14 protein-coding genes and 1 pseudogene are annotated in these 21,812 nt (G+C 69.0%); 8 read left to right on the top strand and 7 right to left on the bottom strand.

Annotated features, from left to right (window positions below):
* Nucleotides 1–543 precede the first annotated feature (543 nt).
* The 3 genes from RLT57_RS00005 (at nt 544) to RLT57_RS00015 (ending at nt 3,175) form a co-directional block, all read left to right on the top strand.
* Nucleotides 544–2,277, top strand: coding sequence for a hypothetical protein (locus RLT57_RS00005; RefSeq protein ID WP_311295261.1), 1,734 nt, complete (start codon nt 544–546; stop codon nt 2,275–2,277).
* A gap of 94 nt (nt 2,278–2,371) precedes the next feature.
* On the top strand, nt 2,372–2,698 hold the full coding sequence (locus tag RLT57_RS00010) for a hypothetical protein (RefSeq protein ID WP_311295262.1): 327 nt from the start codon (nt 2,372–2,374) through the stop codon (nt 2,696–2,698).
* Nucleotides 2,699–3,001: 303 nt separating this feature from the next.
* A complete protein-coding gene (locus RLT57_RS00015; RefSeq protein WP_311295263.1) occupies nt 3,002–3,175 on the top strand; it encodes a hypothetical protein in 174 nt (57 codons plus the stop codon).
* 566 nt (nt 3,176–3,741) lie between these two features.
* On the opposite strand, the gene RLT57_RS00020 is transcribed toward RLT57_RS00015, so the two are convergent.
* Nucleotides 3,742–4,137: a hypothetical protein gene (locus RLT57_RS00020; RefSeq protein ID WP_311295264.1), complete on the bottom strand. Its 396-nt coding sequence runs from the start codon at nt 4,135–4,137 to the stop codon at nt 3,742–3,744.
* Nucleotides 4,138–6,023: 1,886 nt separating this feature from the next.
* Nucleotides 6,024–6,224, bottom strand: coding sequence for a hypothetical protein (locus RLT57_RS00025; RefSeq protein ID WP_311295265.1), 201 nt, complete (start codon nt 6,222–6,224; stop codon nt 6,024–6,026).
* Nucleotides 6,225–6,624: 400 nt separating this feature from the next.
* On the opposite strand from RLT57_RS00025, the gene RLT57_RS00030 reads away from it, so the two are divergent.
* Entirely contained in the window at nt 6,625–6,813 is a 189-nt protein-coding gene (locus RLT57_RS00030; RefSeq protein ID WP_311295266.1) for a hypothetical protein, read from the top strand.
* Nucleotides 6,814–7,459: 646 nt separating this feature from the next.
* On the opposite strand, the gene RLT57_RS00035 is transcribed toward RLT57_RS00030, so the two are convergent.
* From RLT57_RS00035 to RLT57_RS00045, 3 genes are all read right to left on the bottom strand, one after another.
* Nucleotides 7,460–7,873: a hypothetical protein gene (locus tag RLT57_RS00035; RefSeq protein WP_311295267.1), complete on the bottom strand. Its 414-nt coding sequence runs from the start codon at nt 7,871–7,873 to the stop codon at nt 7,460–7,462.
* Nucleotides 7,863–9,449: a hypothetical protein gene (locus RLT57_RS00040; RefSeq protein ID WP_311295268.1), complete on the bottom strand. Its 1,587-nt coding sequence runs from the start codon at nt 9,447–9,449 to the stop codon at nt 7,863–7,865. Before RLT57_RS00040 ends, RLT57_RS00035 begins: the two co-directional genes overlap by 11 nt.
* 410 nt (nt 9,450–9,859) lie before the next feature.
* Complete coding sequence (locus RLT57_RS00045) at nt 9,860–10,933, bottom strand: patatin-like phospholipase family protein (RefSeq protein ID WP_311295269.1); 1,074 nt, start codon at nt 10,931–10,933, stop codon at nt 9,860–9,862.
* Between the two features lie 1,162 nt (nt 10,934–12,095).
* On the opposite strand from RLT57_RS00045, the gene RLT57_RS00050 reads away from it, so the two are divergent.
* From RLT57_RS00050 to RLT57_RS00060, 3 genes and pseudogenes are all read left to right on the top strand, one after another.
* The gene (locus RLT57_RS00050) at nt 12,096–14,762 is read left to right on the top strand and encodes a hypothetical protein (protein WP_311295270.1); all 2,667 of its coding nucleotides are present in this window, start codon (nt 12,096–12,098) and stop codon (nt 14,760–14,762) included.
* A 295-nt stretch (nt 14,763–15,057) separates the two neighbouring features.
* A complete protein-coding gene (locus RLT57_RS00055; protein WP_311295271.1) occupies nt 15,058–16,290 on the top strand; it encodes a hypothetical protein in 1,233 nt (410 codons plus the stop codon).
* A 358-nt stretch (nt 16,291–16,648) separates the two neighbouring features.
* A pseudogene (locus tag RLT57_RS00060) lies at nt 16,649–16,810 on the top strand (IS5/IS1182 family transposase); the annotation flags it as partial.
* 134 nt (nt 16,811–16,944) lie between these two features.
* Here RLT57_RS00060 and RLT57_RS00065 read toward each other — a convergent pair.
* Both RLT57_RS00065 and RLT57_RS00070 read right to left on the bottom strand, forming a co-directional pair.
* Nucleotides 16,945–19,953: an SMC family ATPase gene (locus tag RLT57_RS00065; RefSeq protein WP_311295272.1), complete on the bottom strand. Its 3,009-nt coding sequence runs from the start codon at nt 19,951–19,953 to the stop codon at nt 16,945–16,947.
* Nucleotides 19,953–21,149: an exonuclease SbcCD subunit D gene (locus RLT57_RS00070; RefSeq protein ID WP_311295273.1), complete on the bottom strand. Its 1,197-nt coding sequence runs from the start codon at nt 21,147–21,149 to the stop codon at nt 19,953–19,955. Before RLT57_RS00070 ends, RLT57_RS00065 begins: the two co-directional genes overlap by 1 nt.
* A gap of 161 nt (nt 21,150–21,310) precedes the next feature.
* Here RLT57_RS00070 and RLT57_RS00075 point away from each other — a divergent pair, with 161 nt between their 5' ends.
* The gene (locus tag RLT57_RS00075) at nt 21,311–21,811 is read left to right on the top strand and encodes a hypothetical protein (RefSeq protein WP_311295274.1); all 501 of its coding nucleotides are present in this window, start codon (nt 21,311–21,313) and stop codon (nt 21,809–21,811) included.
* Nucleotide 21,812: the final 1 nt, after the last annotated feature.

Genomic DNA, 21,812 nt, shown 5'->3' on the forward strand with positions numbered 1-21,812 from the left:
CCCGCGGAGCGGGGACCACAGGGCTGCGCCCTGTGCAAGCGCAGCGGTTCGCTTCGCTCACCGCGCCGTGCGGAGCACGGCGCTCTCCCTTCGCTTCGCTCCGTGAGAGCAGGGAGGCCGGCCGCTTCGCGTCCGGCTGGCCGCGCGATGCGCGGCCGGTGCTGACGGGGTGTCAGGTTCGGGTGTGCGGCTCCTGGCGTGGTGTTGGGGAGCGCGGTGCGCTCCGGGGCGGGGGCGCTGCGCTTCCCCGCTGGGTGGTCCTCGCGGCTGCGCCTTGAGGACCTTGGGGCCCGCTGACGCGGGCCAGGCTGGCTATGAGGGGTGGGGGGCGCTCGTTCGTGTGGGTTCCAGTGTAGCGGGTGCATCACACGGATGCAGCATGTACCGTTGGCGAAAACACGGGACAGCCACCGGCCACCGGGGCGGGGCGCGAGAAGCGAGGACGCTTTGAATTCGTTGAGCTTCGAAATGCGCCATGAGGCGCGGAAGGAAATCCAACGTGAGGTTACCGGGCTGACGTCGGATCAAATTCACGAACTCTGGGTGGCCGCTCACGGCCTGGAAAAGCAGGACCGACCGGCAGTCAGTACGGAGGAGCGGCTGGCGGCGGTCCGGAGGAACGAACTGAAGCGGCTCTGGAGCTGGATGGCCGACTCGGGGTGGGAGACCTACTCCCCCGAGAACGACCCGGCCGTGGACCGCTGGCAGCAGGAGAGCGAAAAGCTCGCGAACGGTGAAGCCGCAGGGGCGGATCCCGAGGCACGCCCGGTCGGCGGGGCCTACCAGTTGGAGGACGCACGTCGGCGGTACCTAACCACCATCCTGGACAACGCCCTCACGGCCGTGAGCGGCCGTGAGCCGGCCAACCCGGACGCGGAGCAGCTCAGCCTGCTGGACGACTTCTTCACCCGCGCCGTCGTCTTCCCCGACCCGCACGGCAGCGGCGTACACCCCCGGCCCCACCAGGCCCTCTTCGGCTGGACCAGCGAGCAGCCCTTCATCGACCACGCCAGCGACCCCGGCCGGGCCCTGGCCCTGTTCCTGCTGGCCTACCTGGACCACCACGGCACGGCCCTGACGGCGGCCGCCCGCGTCCCTCGAACGCCCGACACCCAGGCCGCAGCGCACGCTCTGCTTCTCCAGGCCGACGATCAGGACCCGGGCGTGGTCAGTGTTCTGGAGGCGCTGGCCGGCCGGGCCTGGGACGCCTACGGGATCGCGCTGCGCTACACCGGCGCGGCCGACCAGAACGACCCCGAAGCGACGATGGAGGCGATGCGGCACGCCGTGCAGGCCGTCGCACGCGGTTTCGCCGCCGCCACCCTCGCCCGGATCGCCGACGACCCCGCCCTGGACCTCACCCTGGACCAGTGCCACTACCTCGACGCCCTGGCCGCCGAGATCGACCTCGACACCATCGAAGCCCTGGACGGATCCGCCGATCTCCCGCACGAGCGCGCGGATGCCGGCCGGCCCGTCGAAGACTCCACCGCCGACGTCGCGCTCGCCGAAGGCCGGCGCATCGCCCAACGCGACACAGACGAGGGAGACGAGGGAAGCGAGGCACCCCCGGAGCTGATCGAACAGGTCTCCGCCGTCTGCGAGCAGCACTTCGCGGCCGTCACCGGCACCAGCTCCCATCCGTGGGAGGCGGAGTCCCGCGAGTTGGTGGGCATCGCGCTGCGGACCGTGCGGCTCGCGGACCGGGACGCCTACCCGCAGGTCCTTCAGGAGTTCCTGAACGCCAACCGGGCGCGGCTGGAGCGGCTGTGGGCCCGCTACGGGCCGGGCGGGCTGTTCGCGGAGGAAGGCGTCCTGGTCGTCGACATGGCCGCCTGCTGCGTGCTCTGCGAGCGGATCGAGGCCGTCCCGCTGTGGCTCGAAGGGGTCTGGGCGCAGGAGGGCCAGGAGGCGAACGCGCTGGAGCGGCTGCACGACGCCTGGCTGTACAACACCAGCGACAAGGACGGCGAGGCGATGACCGCGCCGGAGCAGCCCCCGACCGGGCGAAGTGCACCTGCCGAGACCGGCCGCGCTGTCGAAGGCGATCCAGTGCGCAGGGTGACGCAGTACCAGACCGCGGGCACCAATGCCCGGTTGCGGCTGTTCGCGCTGCTGGAGGCGCAGGGCGGGCCCGCGGGCGAGGCGGACGACCTGGTGGCCGCCGTGGAGTGCCGGGGCGGTCGCCGGGGCGCAGAGCGAGGTGGTGGAGCTGGGCGGGATCAGCGCCGGCTTCCCGGGGTCCGGTGTTCGAGGACGGCTGGGACGAGGGTGTGACGGCGGCTGATGGGCGAGGCCCTGGTGGGCATCGCGGACCGGGACTCATCCCGGCACGGCGGCCGCGCCTCGGCCCGGGGGTGTCGAGCTGGCCGTGCATCTCGCGGACGTGCGGCAGGATCCGCGAGCCAGGCTGGAGGAACTGCGGGCGTTCGTACGGCAGAACCCGATCCTGCAACGCACGTCGCCGAACACCATGGGGCGCCGACGCGATATGGTTGCGCTGGGCGAGGCCGACCGGCTGTGCAGCGCCCGCAGCATCAAGTACGCCACCGGCGACGTCATCGTGTGCACACGCGAGGCCGGCCACTACGAAGGCGACGGCCCGCGGCGCGCGAGGAACCGGAAGGCTGGCACAAATGCAACGTGGCCACCACCGTTCGACGACCGGCCTTACAACGACCCGCACAAGACCGCCTGAATTCACGCAACAGGAGGCAAGGAAGATCATCCGCGATTCAGCTCAAGGAACACCAGGTCGAAGCAGAAGGCGGCTTTCCGGAAGTGGGTAGGATTTCCCGCAAGATCATCCGTGCCCGCGCAGAAGGAACCGAGGCTGTCGCCGTGTGAGCGACCAGTTCCGACAAGACGATCTACGCCGCTGCGACGCCCGCTGGAGTCTTGCCCGGACAGCCGGATCTTCCTCAACCGTGCCCACGTTGGACCTGCTGGTGCAGACCGCCCAGGCGTGGCGGGCGGAAGGCCACCGCCCACGGTGGTCGCGGTGGCCTTCCTGGAGAACGACGCGGTGCTGAACGAGCTGGGAGTGCGCAATCCACCACCAACCCGATCCAGCTCGCCCTGTGGGCCCGGGTCCGGACCGGTCGACCTGGTGTTCGCCACGTACGCCTCCCTGGTGGACCAGTACGACCCTGGAGGACATGACCGGTCGGCGTAGGGTCCGCCGGGCCACTGGAGGCCGCCCTGCTGGGCGGAGACCAGCTCTACATGGACAGCGGCGTGAACGGCTTCAACCTGTCCATCGTGGACGAAGCCCGCAGAACTATCGGGGACATGGCGCGGCCATGGGCGACGATCCACGACAACGCCCGCATCCCCGCGGACTTCCGCCTCTACCTCACCGCCACACCCCGCACCCTGGCCGCGCCCCGGCCGCAGAAGGGCGCCGGCGGCAAGGAGCTGGAGATCGCGAGCATGATCAGCACCCCGGAGGGCTACCTTCGGGCTCTGGCTTCTCCGGTGCGGAACTGGGGCTGTCGGAGGCGGTGGAGAGGGGATCCTGGCCGGGTTCGAGATCGACGTCCTGGAGATCGAGGACCCCGACTACTTCGTGGGCCTGTCGCAGGAGGCCAGGCGAGGCCGGCGTCTCGCGCTGCTCCAAGCCGCCCTGCTGGGCAAGCACGCCTTCCCCCTCAACCTCCGCACCGGAGACGTTTCACCAGCGGGTCGAGCGCGCAGCGGCGTTCGCCGACAAGCTGCCGGAGACGGCTGCGCCGACCTGTATCAGGACACCGTCGACGACCACGCCTTGGAGCAGGCCGACGAGCGCCCGCCCTCCCCGCTGGGCGCCGAGCCGGACGACCTGTGGACCGGCCGCCACGTCCCCTCGGACCGGGCCTGGTCGTGGTGGCTGTGCGGCGACCACACCGTCGCCGAACCCGCCGCGAGGGCCACCTGCGCCAGTTCGCCGACGGCACCGACGCCGCCGGCCGCCAGATCCACCGCGCCTTCCTCGCATCCGTTCGCGTCCTCGGCGAAGGCGTCGGCATCGTGGGCACCCGGGGCGTCGAGGCGATCTGCTTCGCCGACAGCCGCGGCACCGCCGTCGAGATCATCCAGAGTATCCGGCCGCGCCCTGAGCCCCAGCCCCGACGCCTCCACCAAAACCGCCCGCATCATCGTCCCCTTCGTCCTCGAACCCGGCGAGAACCCCACCGACGCTGTGTCGCCAGCGCGTCGTTCCGCCCCGCCGCGGACGTCCTCCAGTACTCCCCTCCCACGACGTCCGCCTCGTCGAGCAGCTCGCCTCGCACGCCCTCACCCGCAGCCGCAAGCAGAGCAAGATCCACGTCAAACAGGACGCGGCGATGCCAGACCACCTGCGCCGGCGGCAAGGCGACGGCGAAGACCAGGAGCAGCACGGTCCCGGCGCGCGGCAGCCGAGTCAGCTCTACTGAACTTCGCCACCCCGAGGACGCCGGCAACGATCGCGATGTTCCTGCGGACCCGGAGTCTCCGCGCCCGACTCGCTGGTGTGGCTCCAGGAGCTAGCAAGCCCTCCGCCGCTGGCAAGCCGAGAACAAGATCACCGGCCTGCACGCCGACTCGCGTCCGACGTGGAGACCGAAGTCGCCGCCACCCTGGACTTCCGCTGAGCAGCAGGGTACACCAGCAGCGCAGGGCCCACCGGGCCGGGGAGCTGGAACCGCGCCGCAAGGAGCTGCTGGACGAGCCGACGGCCTGGATGGTCTCAGAACCCGGCCAGGAAAGCCTGGGAGAACAAACTGAGCGCCTTCCGGTCCTACCGGCGTACCACCCGCAACTCGCACCCCGACAAGACGCCGTATGGGACGATCCGGCCGGCAGCGGGCCTGCAGCAATGCCGATCGAGCAGCACCTCGCCAACCTCCGCCGCAAGGGCGGCCTGGAGCAAAGACCCGGAACGGAGCCCGAGCGCGCGGCGCGCCTCGCCGATGATCGACCCCGACTGGAACTTCACCCCTGACCACTGGATTGGCAACGCTACTACCGCGTCCTGGCCGAGGTCGCCGCGGACGAACCCGGCGGCGTCCTCCCCGACATCCAACCCGGCGTCACCTGGGACGGCGACCATATCGCGCAGATGGCTCCAACGCCAGAAGCAACCGACCACCCTGGCACAGCTCGCCCCCGAGCATGCAGCAACAGCTCACCGGACTCGGCCTGCAGCCCACCCCGACACCGTCACCCGCCCCAGCAACCGCAAGCGCATGCAGGCACGAGGCAGAGGCCAGCGTGCCTTCCAGCACGGTCCTGACCGCCCTCACACAGTGGGGTCGAGGGAGCAGGCCAGCGGGCGGCAACCGCGGACACAGCGAGGTGATGCAGTAGACGGTCAGGTGGAGGGCCGAGCCGGTGGTCGTGAAGCTCGGCGTGTGGATCTCCAACACCAAACACACGACGCGACAAACTCCACCAGCGAACAGCTCCACGCGCGCGAACGCCGTGCATGAACAGGCCTGGCCGTGAGCGCACGGGACCGCCGGGGCAGAGCCGCAGCCGCACTGCGTCACGCCGGGCACGCGTCCCGGCCGGTCCGCCAGCGGGCGCGCCCGCAGACACCTCCCGAGGGCGCGGGCAGGGCGGCAGCGAATCCGCTCCCCCGGGTGTGCCCACGGGCCCAGTCCCGGGCCGGCCAGCCCTGGATGGCCGGGTGGGCAGGAGGCCCTGGCGTCGCAGGCGCCGGGGTCCGGCGGAGCCTGCGGAAAGCCGGTGCGCCGCGGCGCGCCCGCGCTTAGGCTGGCCGTGCCGCGGGAGTGAGACATCCGCCCGGCACAACCCAGAAGGACTTCACTGAGCGGCCGCCGTTCCCCTTCCTGCGGGCTGGAGGGCCAAGGCCGCGCAGGAGCACCTGCTGCATGACCACTTCGATTCGGCTGGTGGAAACGGCGGCCCAGGCGGTTTCGCCCACGCCATCGTCGCGGCCTTCGAGAACATCATCGAGGCCCTGGAGACGGCGCAGCCCGAGCTGCTCGTCAGCGTGCGCTATGACTTCCGCACAGCCTCCACCCTCGACGACCTGCTGATCACCGGCGAGCCGAGATGGTCGCCGGGGCGCCGAGCTCGCCCGCGCCGGGATTCCCCTTCGACCTGGACCCCGCAACGGCGCCACCGAGCCCGACCTGATGCTGCGCGACATCAACCTCGCCATCGAGGTCAAGGCCCGCCGCCTGGACGGCGTGGAGGACCCTCGCGAGGAACTGCAGACCGCGCTCGCTGAGAGTCATGCCAGCGGCCACCTGATCGGCAGTCAGGACCGACTCCCGGCCCCTGCAGATCAAGCAGATCAAGCGGGACAAGGTGGTCCAGGAGACCGTCCAGCGGCTGCGCAGCACCTGGACTACGCGCACCGCGGTGACCGCCGTGGACCAGCCGCCCCTGGTCGGTCCGCAAGCGCCTCCTGATCCGCGTCGACGCTCCTGCCAGCCGGCCTTACAGGAAAATCGCACATCACCGTCACCAGCGGCATCTAGGGCGCGGAGCCAGGCCCGCACCGCCGGACGTGGAGGACCAGGTGCGGGCCGCCCTGAAAGACGACCAGTAGCTCCGCCTGCCAGGCACCAGGCCCACCATCCTCCTGCTCGACATCGCCCGCACCAGCCTGGCCCGCATCCGCACCGGGCGGATGTGGGTCCAGCGCCTGGCGCAGCAACGCTACTGCCCGACTCGGCCCCGTTCATCGGCGTCGCCGTCATGACGCCGACCCTCAACGACCCCGACGTGGGCACCTCCCTCGGCGTCCACGCCAACCTGTCCGACGCCAACCGTGTGTACCGCCGTGAACAACCTCGCCTCAGCGTGCGGAACGCATCCTGACCCGGTGACCACACGCCGCGTACTCAGAATCGTCCAGCGCCTGCTGGCTGTGGGCGTGTCTAAAAGTCAGCGCCAGGTGTGAGGACCAGGTCGTGGAAGGGTCGCAGTCGAGGCGGCCAGTACAACCGGTCTGTGGAGGACCGTGCGCCTGTAGGCCGGCCCGGGGCCGCCAGATCCTTCGGTTGGGCAATAACGTGATGGCCCAGGGTGGTGCCTGCCCATGCGGTACCACCCCGATTGCAGCTCGATCAGCGAGGGCCGGCGTTGCCCAGGCTTACATCCGTCGCTGGTGTCCTCCAGGACGACCGAGCAACACCCCGACGCGAGACTCGTGCGGAGCACGGCGGGAGCGCCCCAGCACCTCGCGCAGCGGCAGCTCGACTACGGCAACCCAGCTGCGGCGCTTCTCCGGTTCGCTCAGGTGCTCACCGAGCCGGGCACCGATCGCGGACGGCGTATGGAACCGGTCGGCCATCCCGACGTAAAGGATTTCCTGGGCATGGCCGAGAGCGATGTACAGACCGACGTGGTGGAGCAGTGCTGCCGTGCTTTCCCCACAGCGTACGTATCTGCGGCTGGGAGATGACCAGGTCGTCTCCGAGGAGTTCGACAACCGCCCTGGACACGGTGGTGGTCCAGCGCAGCATCACTCCTCCTTCAGGTTGGCCAGCGAGCCGACCATCATCATGGCCTGGGCGCTGATCACGGGCTTCCACGCCTGCGAGACCTTGCCGCCCTCCCCGAGGTACTTGGTGTAGTTGTTGATGGCGGTCTGCGAGTCGGTCACGGCGTCGCTGATCTTCAGTTCATAGTCACTGTTTTCCAGCAGCTGCGTCTGGTTCTTCTTGAGCTTCCACTGGTCCCGCAGCCACTCGTCCGTCACGGGCGAGATCTGACCTGTGGCGGATCGTTTCGGCTCGTAGCGAGTTCCCGGCGCCGGGAGATCCTGGCTGACCTGCGGAAGCTCCTGCTTGCCGTCGAAGGTCCAGTACGTCTCGACGATGGCCTCGCACTGACGGCGTCCCCACGCGTGGATCGCCGTGGACTTGTCAGTCACCATGCGGTTGACGAAAGTGGATGCCTGGCCTCGCGCGCGGGTGGCCTCCTGGGCACCGTAGGCGCCCTGGAGGGCTCCAGCTGCCGTGGCCGCGATCAGGGTGCGGATCCGGGCTTCGGCCAGCGCCTGCTTGCCGATGGGGGTGTTCGGGTTCGCAGGTGATGCCGTCCATTACCTCGGAGATGGGCCGCCAGACAGGGGCCGGCGGCAGTGCCGAGCTTCCGACCAGCAGGGACTGGGCCGCGGCGGTGTGGTAACCCGGCTTCGCGGTCGGCAGGGCGCGGTGCACGAGGTGCGCGACGACGCTGCCGCGGCGCTTGCCGGCCCGGGTCGAAGGACCGATGCCGTCCATGTCCAGGTCGCTGTAGACGTTCTTGGCGGCGGTGCTGGCGCGGCTGAAGGCCCATACCGCCATGAGGGCCAGGTACTCCAGCTCCATGCCGTCAGGGCGGTCGGACGGCATCTTCATGTACCTGACGATGGCTGCTCCGTACACCGGTACCTGGTCGAAGATGCCTGCCTCGGCGAGCCGGCCAAGGGCGTGCTCAGCCAGGCGCGAGACCTTGGCTCCTTCTCGGAGTTCCTCGGGGTCGCTGTGCACGGTCTCGTAGCGGCGGGTGAGCGAGGCCGTGTAGTCGCGCGGGCCGGGGCCCGTGTATCGGGCTCCGATGACGACCTGCGCGGTCGTGGTCCAGCTGTGCACGGCAGCCAGCGCCCTGTCTGCCCGGACCTGCACCGTGCGAACACCACGGTAGGACACCTCGACGTCAAGGACGTCGTCCGAGGTCTTCGCGGAGAGGAGCTGCTCCCGCGCCTGGCGGAGGCACGGGATGAGCGTGTCGATGACGCGCTCCTGCTCGGCCTTCTCCAGCATGGTGAAGCCGTAGAGCTCGAAGGGGAGCCCCAGAGCAGCAGCGAACCGAACCAGGGCCTCGAACTTCATGCCGGCGCGACCGTGGCCGTCGATGGGCGTGATCCCGTGTGCTAGGGAGTTGCCCTGATTGTCCACGATCCGCAGGAGAGCACCCTCGATCGGGCGCCGCTGTCCTTCGGTGGTTACCGTACGGATTGTGCGGTTCGGGGAGGAACTGGTGACCTGCCGGATCGTCCACCGCTGGCGCTCGGCGGGACGGTCGAGCGCGCGGGGCCCGTCGCTGCACACCTGCAACACGGAGGAGTCCGCGGCGCTCTGGACGGCCGGGCTGAAGGGCACGGCACCGAGTTCGTCGCCGGTTCCGCTGTAGTCGCTGCTCTCCTCGTCGCGGACGTTGGAGACCATGAGGCCGAAGAGCGTGAGAATCCGGATGGGCGGCGTGATGATCTGCTTGTAGCCGCCGAGCACGCCACCGTCGAAATAGTGGAGTTCGCCGTCCGAGCCGAGGTCCTGGGCGAAGAGGCTCTTGACGGGGCCAGGCGATTCGGCGGCGCGGGCGAGGAGGAGCAGCCCGTCTTCGTCGGGCTGGCAGTCCGACTGGCTGATGATCGGGCTACGCCGGATCGCAGCGGCCAGGCTGCGGGTTCCGTTGGCGGGCGCGCGGTCCCGGATCTCGGGCAGGGTGGACACGTCAAACGAAGTCATTGAGTCGGCAGCTTCCTGCGTTTCGTGAGGTGAGGCACGCAGGAAGGCCCTGCGCTCCCGGATCAGGCGGATCCCGGCCGTAGCCGGACCTGCGCCATGCACCGGCCGCGCACGGTGAGCGAAGGGGCGATTCCGGCCTTGACCGGACCTGGCGATCCCTCACACAACCCGTACGGGGCGCGATTCCAATCACCCTAGCGCCAGCCACCGACAGTTGATGCCGGAATTTCGAACTCGTCCTCGACCGAAGCAGATCCATCCTTCCGAGATGGGCCGAGGGTGCCCGGGGCGGCGCAGACACGTCATGTGCGGTCGGGTTGCCGGATCTCAGCGAGGCGCGAGGCGCAGGTACATCGGCAGGACCGTGCGCATGAGTTGCTCTCCTCGGGTGGTGATGGCCTCGAAATCGCTCATGGCCATGGCGGTGAAATTGGTCGGGTAGGTAGCGACAGCGCTGCGCGGGACGAGGTCGGGGGTGGCGCGGGAAGGCGGTCGTCTTTCATGCCGAGGTAGGCCAGGGCAAAGCCGTCGATGCGTCCGCTGGCGGCCCATTCGTGCAGTCGGGTGCGGGCGGAGTCCTGTGCCTTGCGGTGGACGGTGGTGAAGGAGCGGCTGAGGCGGCCGAGCATGAAGTGCGGTGCTTTCACGGTGAGTTCGCCCATGCCGGCGTCGCAGGAGATGATGAAGGGGACGTCGTAGACGTGCTGGGTGTGGTGGGGTGAGCGGCCGGGTTCCAGGACGGACAGGCCGAGGTTGTCGTAGACGCCGCCGTCGGTGAGCAGGACGGTGTGCTGCTGGTGGTGGCCGTCGCGGTGCTGGAAGGTGAAGGTGCGATCCAGCGCTGGCAGGAGCGCAGGGTAGGCGGCCGAGGCGGCGACAGCGGTGGCGACGTTGATGGGTTCGGTGATAGTGCCGTAGCGCGAGCAGCCGCTGCGGGCGCTGCCGAAGCGGACGGCGTTGGTGGTCGCCAGGTCGGTGGCGGTCAGGACGATGTCGAGGCCGGGATGGGTGACGTCGGCCATGGTCCGGGTACCGAAGGCCTTGTGGGTCAGGACGGTGGCCAGGGCGTCGGTGCGGTTGGCGGGGCGGGCGACGCTGACGCTGCTTGTGCGGGAGAGCAGTCCGCGGGCGCCCGCGCAGGTGGCCGCGGCGAGGTTGCGCACCACAGCAGAGGGCGTGAACGCCTGGCGTGCAATGTCCCGTTGCAGGCCGGAACGCAACAGGTCGGTGGTGGAGGCGTCGAAGTCGGCGAAGTCGGTGGGGCCGTAGGCCCATAGGGCTGCCAGGAGGGAGCCGCCGGAGATCCCGGAGACGACGCGGACGTGGTCCAAGAGGTCGCGGTCGTGCAGGGCACGCAGGCAGCCGAGGTGGAAAGCCGCGGCGCGGGAGCCGCCGCCGGACAGAGCGGCAGGGACTCGTACGCGCTGAGGCGCACTGTCGTTGCCGCAGGTCACTTCCGCGTCGGCGGTCAAGCTGCCGGCCAAGGACTGACTGACCCAGCTGAGCCTTCACGACCGGTACGAGGCGGCGGTGTCAGTGGATGTGCTTAGGCTATTGGAGTTCCCTGTTGGGCTCGCATCGGGACGGCCAGCGGAGGCGGGATGGCAAGGCTCGACGGCGGGCGGGTAGCTGCCCGGGGATTCCAGTATCAGTACCTGCGGACGTTGGAAGCGCTATTGGCCCATGCCGACGGCAGTCGGGTCGTCGCGTGCCGGGTCGAAGGCCCTACTGATGCCGTCTCCCTTGCAGTATTGATTCGGTGGACTTCGACTTAGTCGATGCCGCCGGTGGTTCACTGATGGCGGTTCAGGTCAAGAGCGCGGGCGCGGGCCGTGCGGGTGCTGGTGCGGCTGATCACCGGATGTGACGCGCGGCGTTATCAGTTGATCACGTCCGCTGTGCCGGACAGGAGCGCGTTGCGTCTTGCGGAGTTGCTGTGCCAGAAGGGGGATGCCCCGGGCTCGCTGCGCGATGGGATGGAGGAGCTTCTAGCACGGTCTCCGGGAGTGTGGGCGCTGTGCCAGGCGCTTTCTGATGTGCAGTGGCAGCGGCTGGGGCGGGCACGGATCGAGTTCGACGGCCGTGATGACGCGCAATTGCGCGAGGACTTGGGCCTGCGGCTGAGGCAGCGGCGCGAGCAGGCCGGTCATGGGCTGTCCCAGCGTTCGGGAAGCCTGGTGCTGGGCCATCTGGTATCCGAAGTGCTGCACCAGGCTGCCGATCCTAGCCAGGCGCAGTGGACGGTGGCGGACTTCCTTCAGTGTGTGCTGGTCGGTGACGACGAGCTGATCGCGGCGGTGGGCCGCCAGGACACCGGGATCGTCTACGGGACGGTGCCGATGTTCCCGCAGGTGCACAGGCCGGAACTGCTGGCCCAGATCACGGAGGCGTTAACTGCCGGGCAGGGCGTCCCCGGGGCGATGCCGGTGTGCGTGCTCAGCGGCCTGTCCGGTATCGGGAAGTCCGCTCTGGCTGCGGGTTACATCGCCCAATTCGCCTTCCGGTACGACGCGGTCTTTTGGATCGAGGCCGGTTCGCAGGAGTCGCTGGCAGCGTCGTTCAGGCGGCTGCTGTCGCACTTGTCCGGCGCCGGTGAACCCGTGGACGACAGTGACCCGGTGCTGCTGCGCGAGAAGGTGCATGCACTTGCTGCAGGCGCTGCCCGGGCCGTGGCTGATGGTCTTCGACGACGGTGTGCCGGCGGCCGCGCTGTCGTGGATGCCCATCAGGGGACGCGGTCATGTGCTGGTGACCTCGCTGACGGGCAACTGGCGGGGGGCTGGCGCTGTGGTGGAGGTCAGTCCAATGAGCGTGGAGGACGGCGTTGCCCTGCTTGAGGCCCGTCTGCGCCTGCCGGCCGCACACGGTGCCGGGCCGGCTCTGACCGCTTTGGTGCAGGCCTTGGAGTGTTGGCCGCTGGCGATCGTGATCGCCGGTGGCTACCTGACCAGTTGCCGGATCGATGTCAGCCGTCTGCCTGCTTACACGCGGACCATCCTGGCCCGGGCGCTGGACGACCCCGAGGCGGTCCCGGCGGGGTATCCGCACACACTGGTGGCGGCAATCCGGGTGAGCCTGGAGCGCCTGCGGGCCAGCGCCGAGGCCAGGGGCCTGTTGGGGCCCACGGCGAACGCGCTGGCTGCATTGTGTTGGTTGGCTCCCCACCGCATTCCGGTGCACCTGGCGCTGGCGTGCGCGTTCATTCCGGCGGACGAGATACCTCTCCCCCGGGGCCGTGCCCTGCTCGACGAGGCCGACAGCCCCGTCCGGGAGATCATCCGCGAACTGGCGGGGGTCTCCTTCATCCAGCATGCGGAGCCCCTGCCCGCTCGCGCCGAGTTGTTCCCCGGCAGCGAGGACACCGTGACGATGAACGCGGTTCTGCAGTCCGTCCTCGCCCGTGAGCTGGACATGACGGCAGTCGCGCCTGCCGCCCTGCCGCAGGCGGCAGCCCACACCGACGTCTGGCTGGTTCAGGCATTGCGTACCGGCCAAGCCGAGCGGAGCTGGCTGCTGGCGCAGCATGCGGCCGTTCTGGTCGGTCATCTCACCACCGCCGGCCTCGCCCACAACGCCGCGGCCAACCTCATGGGCAACCTCGCCGCCTTTCACTACGGCCACGGGCAGTACGAACAAGCCCACGGCCTGCTGGAACAGGAGCTGGCCTGCCTGAGCGGGTGCGAGAACCCCGACGAAGGGCTGGCAGCGCAGGCCCGGATCATCCTCGCCCAGTTGGACCAGATGCATGACCTGCCCAACGCACGCGACCGCATCGCCTCGCACCTGGCCGCCGTTCTGCCCTACCTGACGAAACTGGCCGACCGGAACCCTGACATGGCAGCCGTCCTGGCAACCGAGTCGCTGCTGATCCTGCAGACCTCCACCAAAACGCACACCCTCACCGGTTCAGAGACGGCCCAGGCGCCAGGCGCAGCGCCCGCCGGCCGCGGCTGGTACGACCTGCTCGACGCATTCACCGCGCTCGTGGGCGCCCTGCCAGCCACCGCCGAGTCCCGGGAGATGACCGGCGTCTTCGGCATCTCCCGCCTGCTGTCACAGGGACGTCCCGAACAAGCCGAACTGGCCGCGGCCGACGCGCTGGCAGCCGTTACCCATACCTGGACTGCCACCGCGGCCGAGCTGCGCAGGCTACTCCTCGAAGCCCTCGTCGCCCAGGACAAGTGGGAACAGGCGGAGGCGGAACTGGAGCGATTCCTGCCCTTCGCTGGACCCCGCAGCCTGTACCGGTTCTCAGTCCAACGTCTGGTCCACAACGCCGGCACCGCCTGCGCGTTGCGCTTCGTCCTCACCGGCAGCGAACAAGCCGCCCACCTGCTCGGCCGTCTCCTGGACGACACCGGCAGCGATCATCTCACGACCGCCGCAAACGCCCCGGAACACGCTCAAATCCTGCTTCTGCACACCGTCCACGCCCTCTGGCAGGTGTTCGCCTCCGAAGAAGCTGCGCGTGTCAGCAGCCCCGCCCACCTCAAGTTCAGCAACCTGCTCCGCCAGTTGACCGACAAGACGTTCACCGACCCGCACGACCCTGACAGTGTGTGGGAGCGGATCTACGACGGCCTCGCGTCACGGATGACCGCCATGGTGACCGATGTGCACCACCATCAAGTCCAGACAACCGTGGACGCCGGTCTCGGCGACAACGCAGAACTTCTGCAGCACAACGCGCGCTTTACCGAGCTCCTCAACTCCGGCCGGGTCCGTGGACGGCTGGCCCTGTCCACCGACGCGTTACTGGCGGCAACGCCGATCGGCACCAACGCCGACCTGCTCGCCAAAGACCGGAGGTTCTTCCCCGGCCCCACGCCCGTGGTCCTCCTCGAGCCCGCTCGTATGCTCGGCATCACCCTGCTGGAAACGGGCGAGCCGTTCGAGTTGCAGATCCACCGGATCTGCGCCCACGGCTTCCGGCGCATGCTCGGCGCCCACACCAGCGTCCCCGCAGTCGCCGACCTCCACCTCCACCTCGACAACTCCACGCTGCGCCTGCGCGGCCCGCAGGAAGTTCTGCTGGCAGAAGCCCCGGTCGCGGCCACCCGTGAATGGCATAGCGCGGCTCGGGCGCGCGGCCGCGCCCTGGTCCTGTACGGCTTCGCGTTCGACCTCCATCTGCCCCCACACCAAGGCGCCCTCTCCTCTCCTCACGCCTTCGCTCTGCGCCTCGCCCAAGCCGCCAACGCCGGCCTCGTCGCAGCCGCCCTCGTCCCCGTCACCACCAGCAACTCCCCTCCCCCGCGCAGGAAGCCCCATCGTGCCCGCAAAGCCAGCAGTAAGGCCCGGCAGCGCCGCTAGCTGCTGGCGGGCGGGCCCGGGCAAAAACCAGCGGGAAGTACGGCAACCGGACGACCGTCCCAGGGCCTCAGGAGTTCACGGATGCTTCGTGGGACCAGGCTTCGGACACTTCGCCTGATCACACGATGACCTACAGGAGGCGTTCAGGAGGCGAACGACGCCGTGGAGAGGCGGGCGGCCAACGGTCGCCCCCGATACTGGAGGATTACCGACAGGCGGCGACGAAGCACAACTGGCGATCGGCCAGGATGGGAACCGGCAACGACAGCCTGCGTGCAGGCGCGAAGGGGGACGCGTGGACAGCTGGGAGGGCCTGTGGGTGAACAATATGCAGGTCAGCCGACTGCGGGACGGACTGGACAACATCCTCCTCGCAGCGTTCACCGACGACATGCTCACGGTCGAGTCGGTCAGCATCACCGATCCCCAGGCCTCGGCTGACGTCGTCCACGATGTCTACTCGCTGTGCGGCCAGGGGCGCGCCATATCTCGGCGCCTGAGCCTGCTGGGCATCACCCCGGACGCCGCGCGCGGACGCCTAGAACAAGCTTTGCGGGAGTCCGAGTCCCCGATCTTCCCCATCGGCGTCACGCTCGAACCCACCACCGAAGAGACAGCCGAACGGCGCTTCTTGAAGGGCTACGGAGCCGCAGACTGGATCCGCGACTTCCGCAAGCCCCCCGCGGAAACCACCGATACTTCTGCATTCGGAGAGCAGTCGTGGCTGTTGAAGCAACTACGTGATCTCCACCCAGTCGATGCCCTCCAGGTTGCCCTTCTGGCGCTCCCGGACAGCACAGTGGTCATGTACGTGGCCGAGACCGACGGTGACCCGGACAGTGACCTGTTGCGCCTGTGCAGCAAAACTGTTGACGAGATGCACGCCACCGCGCTGGAGCAGGCTCCCGTCGTGGTACTCACCGAAGGAAGCAGCGACGTGGCCATCCTGGAACCGGCCCTCGAGTTGCTCTATCCCCACCTCACCGATCTCGTCCGGTTCATGGACTACGGTGTCGGCGCCCAAGGAGGGGCAGGCTCCCTGGTGACGACCGTCTTGGCGTTCGCCAGCGCCGGCATCGCCAACCCGGTCGTCGCCCTGTTCGATAACGACACCGCCGCCTCGGATGCGCTGCGACGACTACGCGGCCGGGAACTGCCCGAAAACATCAAGGTTTTGCAGTATCCGCGGCTGGAGATCGCAGAGAACTACCCGACGCTGGGTCCGCCGACCACCGACGCGCCCAAGGGCCAGCCCAGCTATGCGGACGTCAACGGTCTCGCTGGATCCATCGAGATCTACCTCGGCCGCGACGTCCTGGAACTGGACGGAGCCCTCAGGCCCGTGCAGTGGGGCAACTACAGCCCCGGAAGCCAGCAGTACCAGGGAGAGATCACAGGCAAGACGGCAGTTCAAACCGCCTACGCCGGCAAACTCCGTGCTGCACAGAAAGACCATTCCTTGACAGAGACGCAGGACTGGTCTGGCATTCGCGCCATCCTTGACATGGTCATCAGCGCTTTCGAATAACGCCCACTTGGTCCAACCCTCCCCCAGCACTACAGGCAGAGTGGGGCAGCACCTGCGGAAGGCCCGGGCGAAGTGGGCATATGCCTGTAAGCGTTCCTAGGACGAAGCGACTCCCGTGCTGGGGCGTCCGCTGGTGGTACCGATGACGGCCTGCCGTACGGAACGAGGCGGAGGGCGGCATGCTTTCAGGGCAACACTCCCAGTTGTGGAGGGACAATGAGGACTTCCTTCGCGCAATGAACAGACAGAGGCTGCGTCTCGACCTGGGCGACGGTCGATTTCATGTCGTGCGTGTCGAGGAGTACGTGCGGCACGGGCACCAGGTCAAGCCCTTGGATTCGAGGCTCTCCGCAGGTAGCAGGCACTCAGCGCCTCTCACGCCAGGATCCCCGCCCTGGGCGAGCAGGCAATGGCCACCCTCAAGACCTGGCGGCTGCTGCGCAAGCTCCGCTGCAGCACGACCCGCATCACCAACCTAGTCAAAGCCGTCCACACGCTTCACCTGGCGACGTCAAGCTGAGGTTGGAAAAGGCACAGTATGCCTGTGACCAGTTTGTCGCCGTCGACGACGTCGATCGGAGCGTCGTTGGCTCCGGTGTAGGTGGTCAAGGCGCCCTGGAGAGCATGGCGATGACTCCGCCCACCGGGGCCCGGCTATTCGGCTGCTTCGGTCAGGTGCACAAGGGTAGAGCCGGTGAGACCTTTACGGACGTACAGGCGCTGGGTGATACGGCGGCGCAGTTCCGGGACGTGGCTGATGACGCCGACAGTGCGGTCGTGGGCGCGCAGGGAGTCCAGGACGTCGAGGACCTTGTGGAGGGTGTCGTCGTCGAGAGTGCCGAAGCCCTCGTCGATGAAGAGGGTGTCCAGGGGGTTCCCGCCGACTTCATGGGTGACGACATCGGCCAGGCCGAGGGCGAGGGACAGGGAGGCGAAGAAGGATTCGCCGCCGGAGAGGGTATCGGTCTTGCGGGGGCGGCCAGTCCAAGCATCGGTGATTTCCAGGCCGAGGCCCGAGCGGGCGCCGTGGGCGGCTTGGTGGTCGGAGTGGCGCAGGGTGTAGCGGCCCTCGGACATCAGCTGGAGGCGGGTGTTGGCAGCGGCGACGACCTGTTCGAGGCGTGCGGCCAGGACGTAGGCCTCCAGCTGCATGCGGACCCGGGCGCTGGTTGAGTTGCCGGTGGCCAGGTCGGCGAGGTGGCGGGCGGTGCTGTGGGCCTTATCCAGTGCCTCCAGTCGCTCAACAGCCTCGCCCAATGTGGCGGCGAGGCCAGTGAGCTCCGTGGTGCGGGCCTGGGCGTTGCCGGCGGTGGCGGCTGCTTGGACGTACTGGTCGTCTGCGGCGCCGCGTCGGACCGCTGCGGCGTCGACGTCTGCGGGCGGCTGGGCAGCGGCCTGCTGCAGGGCGGGGTTGTCGAGGACGGCTTGGTGGGTGGCGCGGGCCTCGCGCCACTGGTTGATCTCTTCTTCGATGTTGCCTAGGTCCTCCGCGCTGAGCAGGGCCTGCTCAGCGGCGGCCAGGGTGTCAAAGCCCTGGGTTGAGGCGGCGGCCGTGGCCTCGGTGGTGCGGGTGTCGCGGGTCTCCGCAGCGATGGCGGCGGTGCGGGATGCCTCGGCGGCCTGCTTGAGGTGGTCGGCGGTGCGGGTGAGCTCGTCAATACGGGCTGCGAGGGTGGGGGCGGTGCCGCGGGCGTCGTCGAGTTTCTTGGTGAGCTCGGCCTGCCGCTGGGACTGGGTGTCGTAGGTGGCGTTGCGGGCGGACAGGGCGGCGGTGGTGAGGTTGAGCTGCTGGGTCATGGCGGCGTGTTCGCGGTCCATGGCGAGGAGTTCCTCGTCGGCGGCCCCACGGTCTGCGGCTCGCTGGAGGGCGTCGGACAGCTGCGTAATGAGGGCCTCGTGTTCGGCCGTGAGGTCGGCCAGCGGGGTGTCGCCGGCTTCGCCGGTCGCGGTGGCAGCGTTCTCGCGCAGCTGCTGCAGTTCGCTGGCGATCGCGTCGCGCTGCTGCTGGGCTCGCTGGTGGGTGTCCTCGGCGGCTTGTTCGTCCTCGCGGGTGGGCTGCCCCTCGGGAGCTGCGGCGGGGGCCGGGTGGGAGCACGAGCCGCAGACCGGGCAGGGCGCGCCGTCGGTGAGGCTGGCGGCGAGTTCGGCGGCCATGCCCTCGGTGCGTCGGCGGCGGATATCGATGTGGTCCTGGGCAGCCATCTCGGTGGTTTGCTGAGCGGCGGCCAGGCGCTGTTCGGTGGCGGTGATCTGCGCGAGGTGGGCGTCGCGGCGCTCGGCGGCCTCCACGCGCAAGGTCAGGGTCTCCAGCTGATCCTGGTGGCGGCGGCCCTCCTCCTCGGCCTTGCGGGCGGTTTCCCGGCGGGCATCCAGGGCGGCGCGATGGGTGGTCTCCTGATCGAGCCAGTCACGGGCGACGTGCTGCTGGACGGTGAAGTCCTGCCGCTCGCCGTCGATCCGTTCCAGGTCGGCGGTGAGTTGGCGAAGGTTGGTCTCTTCGGGGAGCAGGGTGCTCAGCACAGCGATGTCGTCACGCATGCGTTGCCCGGCCGTTGCGAGGTCAGCTGCCTGGAGTGTGGCGTGTTCAGGGAGCAGCCGGCTTCGGGCGGCGCTTTCGGTGTCCTGGGCGTGGATGTGGTCGGTGCGGGCGGTGCGGGCGGCGTGCAGCAGCGGCGCCAGCTGCTGGGCGCGTCGGGCCTGCTCACGGCTCCGGCTCAGGGCTTCTTGGTGAGGGGTCTGCTCGTGGAGCCGGTCCAGTTCCGCGCGGGCGGCGGCATGAGTGGTCTGCTGCTGATGCAGCACGCGCGTGGCGGCTTCCAGGGTCTGGTACTCGACCTGGTTCTTCTTTGCCTTCTCGGCGTCGGCCTGGGCTGTGAGGGCGTCGGCCTGGCTTGCCTGGGTCAGGTCCCGGGCCCAGGCAAGGGCAGGGTCGGTCAGGGCGTGCGGGACGTCGGAGGTGGGGGCGTCGTGCTCGGATTTCAGGTCCGGTCCGGCTGCCTGGTGGATGCGGGCCGCCAGATGCAGCACTTCGTCGCGGGCGGCGTCGCGGTTCTTCTGGGTGGTGCGGCTGTGGTCGTTCAGCCAGCGTTCGATCTGCGCGTACCGGTCGGTATGGAAGAGCTTGCCCAGCAGTTCGCGGCGCTGGGGCGCGGCGGCGTAGAGGAACTTGGTGAACTCGTTCTGGGGCAGGAGGACGACCTGGCAGAACTGGGTCCGGCTCATGCCGAGGAGGTCTTTGATCTCCTTGCCGGTTTCCTGATGGGACCTGCTGGAGGGTTCCCAGTGGCCCTGGCCGAGGGAGTCGGTCGTCCACCGCTGGAGCCGGGTCTCGGCCTTGTGGACGGTCTCGCCCTTACCGCTTCGCTTGGGGCGCGTCTGCTGGGGTTCGCGTTCGATGCGCAGCCGGTGGCCGGCGATGGTGACGTCCAAGGTGACCTGGGTGAGCAGGTCGGCCGGGGCGTGGTGACTGCGCAGCAGAAGGTCGCGGTCGACCGGGGGTTCGCCGTACAGGGCGAAGCAGATAGCGGTGAACAGGGTGCTCTTGCCGGCACCGGTGTCGCCGTGTAGGAGGAACAGGTTGTCGGCGGACAGCGCATCGAAGTCGACGGTGTGGGTGCCGGCGAAGGGTCCGAAAGCCTGCAGGGTGAGGTGGTGCAGGCGCATCAGACGATTTCCTTCTGCAGTTCGTTCACGCGGGCGGAGTCGACGGCCTGCTGGAGCAGGGCGTGTTCGTCGGGGGTGGGGCCGGTGCCGCGCATGTCGGTGATGAAATCGCAGGCGATGTCGAGTTCGCTGCGGCCGCGGAGACGTTCGGCGTAGGTGGGGGTCTCGGTGGCTTGGGCAGGGATGAAGGCGCGCTGGTGCTTGAGGCTGAGTGTGTGGGGGAAGCGGCGGCGCAGCCGGGCCATGGCCTCGAACGGCAGGGCCGCATCGGTGAGGGTGACCTCGAGCCAGGCGTCCTTGAGTGGTTCGTGGGCGGGGTCGGTGAGCAGGTCGTCCAGGAGGCCTTCGACGCGTTCCAGGCGGTGGGGGGTCTGGCAGGGCAGGCGGGTGACCGTGGGGGCCGTGCCGGGGGTGAGGTCGACCAGTGTGAAGGACTTGACGTGGTCGGCTTCGGAGAAGGAGTAGGGCAGCGGGGAGCCGCTGTAGTGGACGCGGTCGGTGACCCTCTGGGGGCCGTGGAGGTGGCCGAGGGCGACGTAGTCGATGCTGTCGAAGACGTCGGCGCCGACGTGGGCGACACCGCCGACGCTGATGTCGCGTTCGCTGGCCGACTCCTCCGCCTGGGATTCATCGTCCTGCCCGGTGCCGGGGGTGACGAAGGCGTGGGCGATGACCACCGAGCGGGTCCCGGGCGGCTGCCGGTTGGTGAGATCAGTGTGGACCCGGTCCATGGCCGCAGTCAGCACCGCGGCGTGCGAGGTGGCCTCCGCCTCCAGTTGGCCGCGGACCATCGACGGCTCGAGGTAGGGCACCCCGTACACGGCGACCGGTCCGTGCTCGTCGGTCAGGACGACGGGGACGTCGCAGGTGGCCGGGTCGGTGCGCAGGTGGATCCCGGCGCGGGCGAACAGGCCGGAGCCGACGCCGAGGCGGTGGGCCGAGTCGTGGTTTCCGCTGATCATGACGATCGGTATCTCGAGGTCGGCGAGCTGGTGCAGGGCCCGGTTGAACAGGCGGACCGCGTCCAGGCTGGGGATGGCCCGGTCGTAGATGTCGCCGGCCATAAGGATCGCGTCGACGTTCTCGGCGCGGGCCGTGTCGTTCAGGTGATCGAGGAAGGTGCTCTGGGCGGAGATCAGGTCTTCTCCGTGGAACCGGCGGCCCAGGTGCCAGTCCGAGGTGTGCAGAAACCGCATGATGACGAACCGTAGCGACCGCAGCGCCTATCTGACGCCGTTTCACTGAAATTCTTCCTTACTTATGAGTAGATGATATGAGATAAGGAGATACCTTCTCTTCCCGCGGCTCGCTGCGTGACGCCGCACGGTCACAGCGTCGCCGCGAGGAGCTGGCGTGGATGCAGTGGTGCGACGAGCAGGGCGCGAATATCCTCGGCGCCGGCGTGGACCTGGAGAACGTGATGGCCGGCTTCATCATCCCCGTCGAGCAGACCGAACGCCCCCCGTACCCCCTGCTCGGCCTGGAATGGCCCTGGCAATGGCGCGCCGGTCCGAGCGAAGGCCCGCCGATCTCATACAACGGCCAGTCCCATCCCGTGGCCGACACCGGCTTCCGCGTCGACGACTTCGCCCCACATGGGCCTTTGCGTTTCTCCCTGGTCTCCCCACCTGGCAGATCAGCGCCGAGTTCGCCGACCGCGGCCTGTCTACCCCCTGAACCAGGACGCCGCGGTGGCATACCAGCGCACCACCATTCCGGCCGGCGAGTGGATCAACAAGCACAAGCCGTATCGCGCCTGAGCGCACATCAGCACTTCGAAGACGACGACGGGCCCGGTGAGGTCGCCGACCTCGTCGGCATCACCGCCGACGAGGCCCATCCCCGACCGACGCTCTGAC

It is taken from the genome of Streptomyces sp. ITFR-21, from assembly GCF_031844685.1.
GTDB lineage: Bacteria > Actinomycetota > Actinomycetes > Streptomycetales > Streptomycetaceae > Actinacidiphila.

Bases quoted from the DNA above. Each gene is read 5' to 3' on its own strand.
- RLT57_RS00020 (WP_311295264.1), bottom strand. From the start codon at position 4,137: ATGATGCGGGCGGTTTTGGTGGAGGCGTCGGGGCTGGGGCTCAGGGCG.
- RLT57_RS00025 (WP_311295265.1), bottom strand. From the start codon at position 6,224: ATGACTCTCAGCGAGCGCGGTCTGCAGTTCCTCGCGAGGGTCCTCCAC.
- RLT57_RS00035 (WP_311295267.1), bottom strand. From the start codon at position 7,873: ATGGTGACTGACAAGTCCACGGCGATCCACGCGTGGGGACGCCGTCAG.
- RLT57_RS00040 (WP_311295268.1), bottom strand. From the start codon at position 9,449: ATGACTTCGTTTGACGTGTCCACCCTGCCCGAGATCCGGGACCGCGCG.
- RLT57_RS00065 (WP_311295272.1), bottom strand. From the start codon at position 19,953: ATGCGCCTGCACCACCTCACCCTGCAGGCTTTCGGACCCTTCGCCGGC.
- RLT57_RS00070 (WP_311295273.1), bottom strand. From the start codon at position 21,149: ATGCGGTTTCTGCACACCTCGGACTGGCACCTGGGCCGCCGGTTCCAC.
- RLT57_RS00075 (WP_311295274.1), top strand. From the start codon at position 21,311: ATGCAGTGGTGCGACGAGCAGGGCGCGAATATCCTCGGCGCCGGCGTG.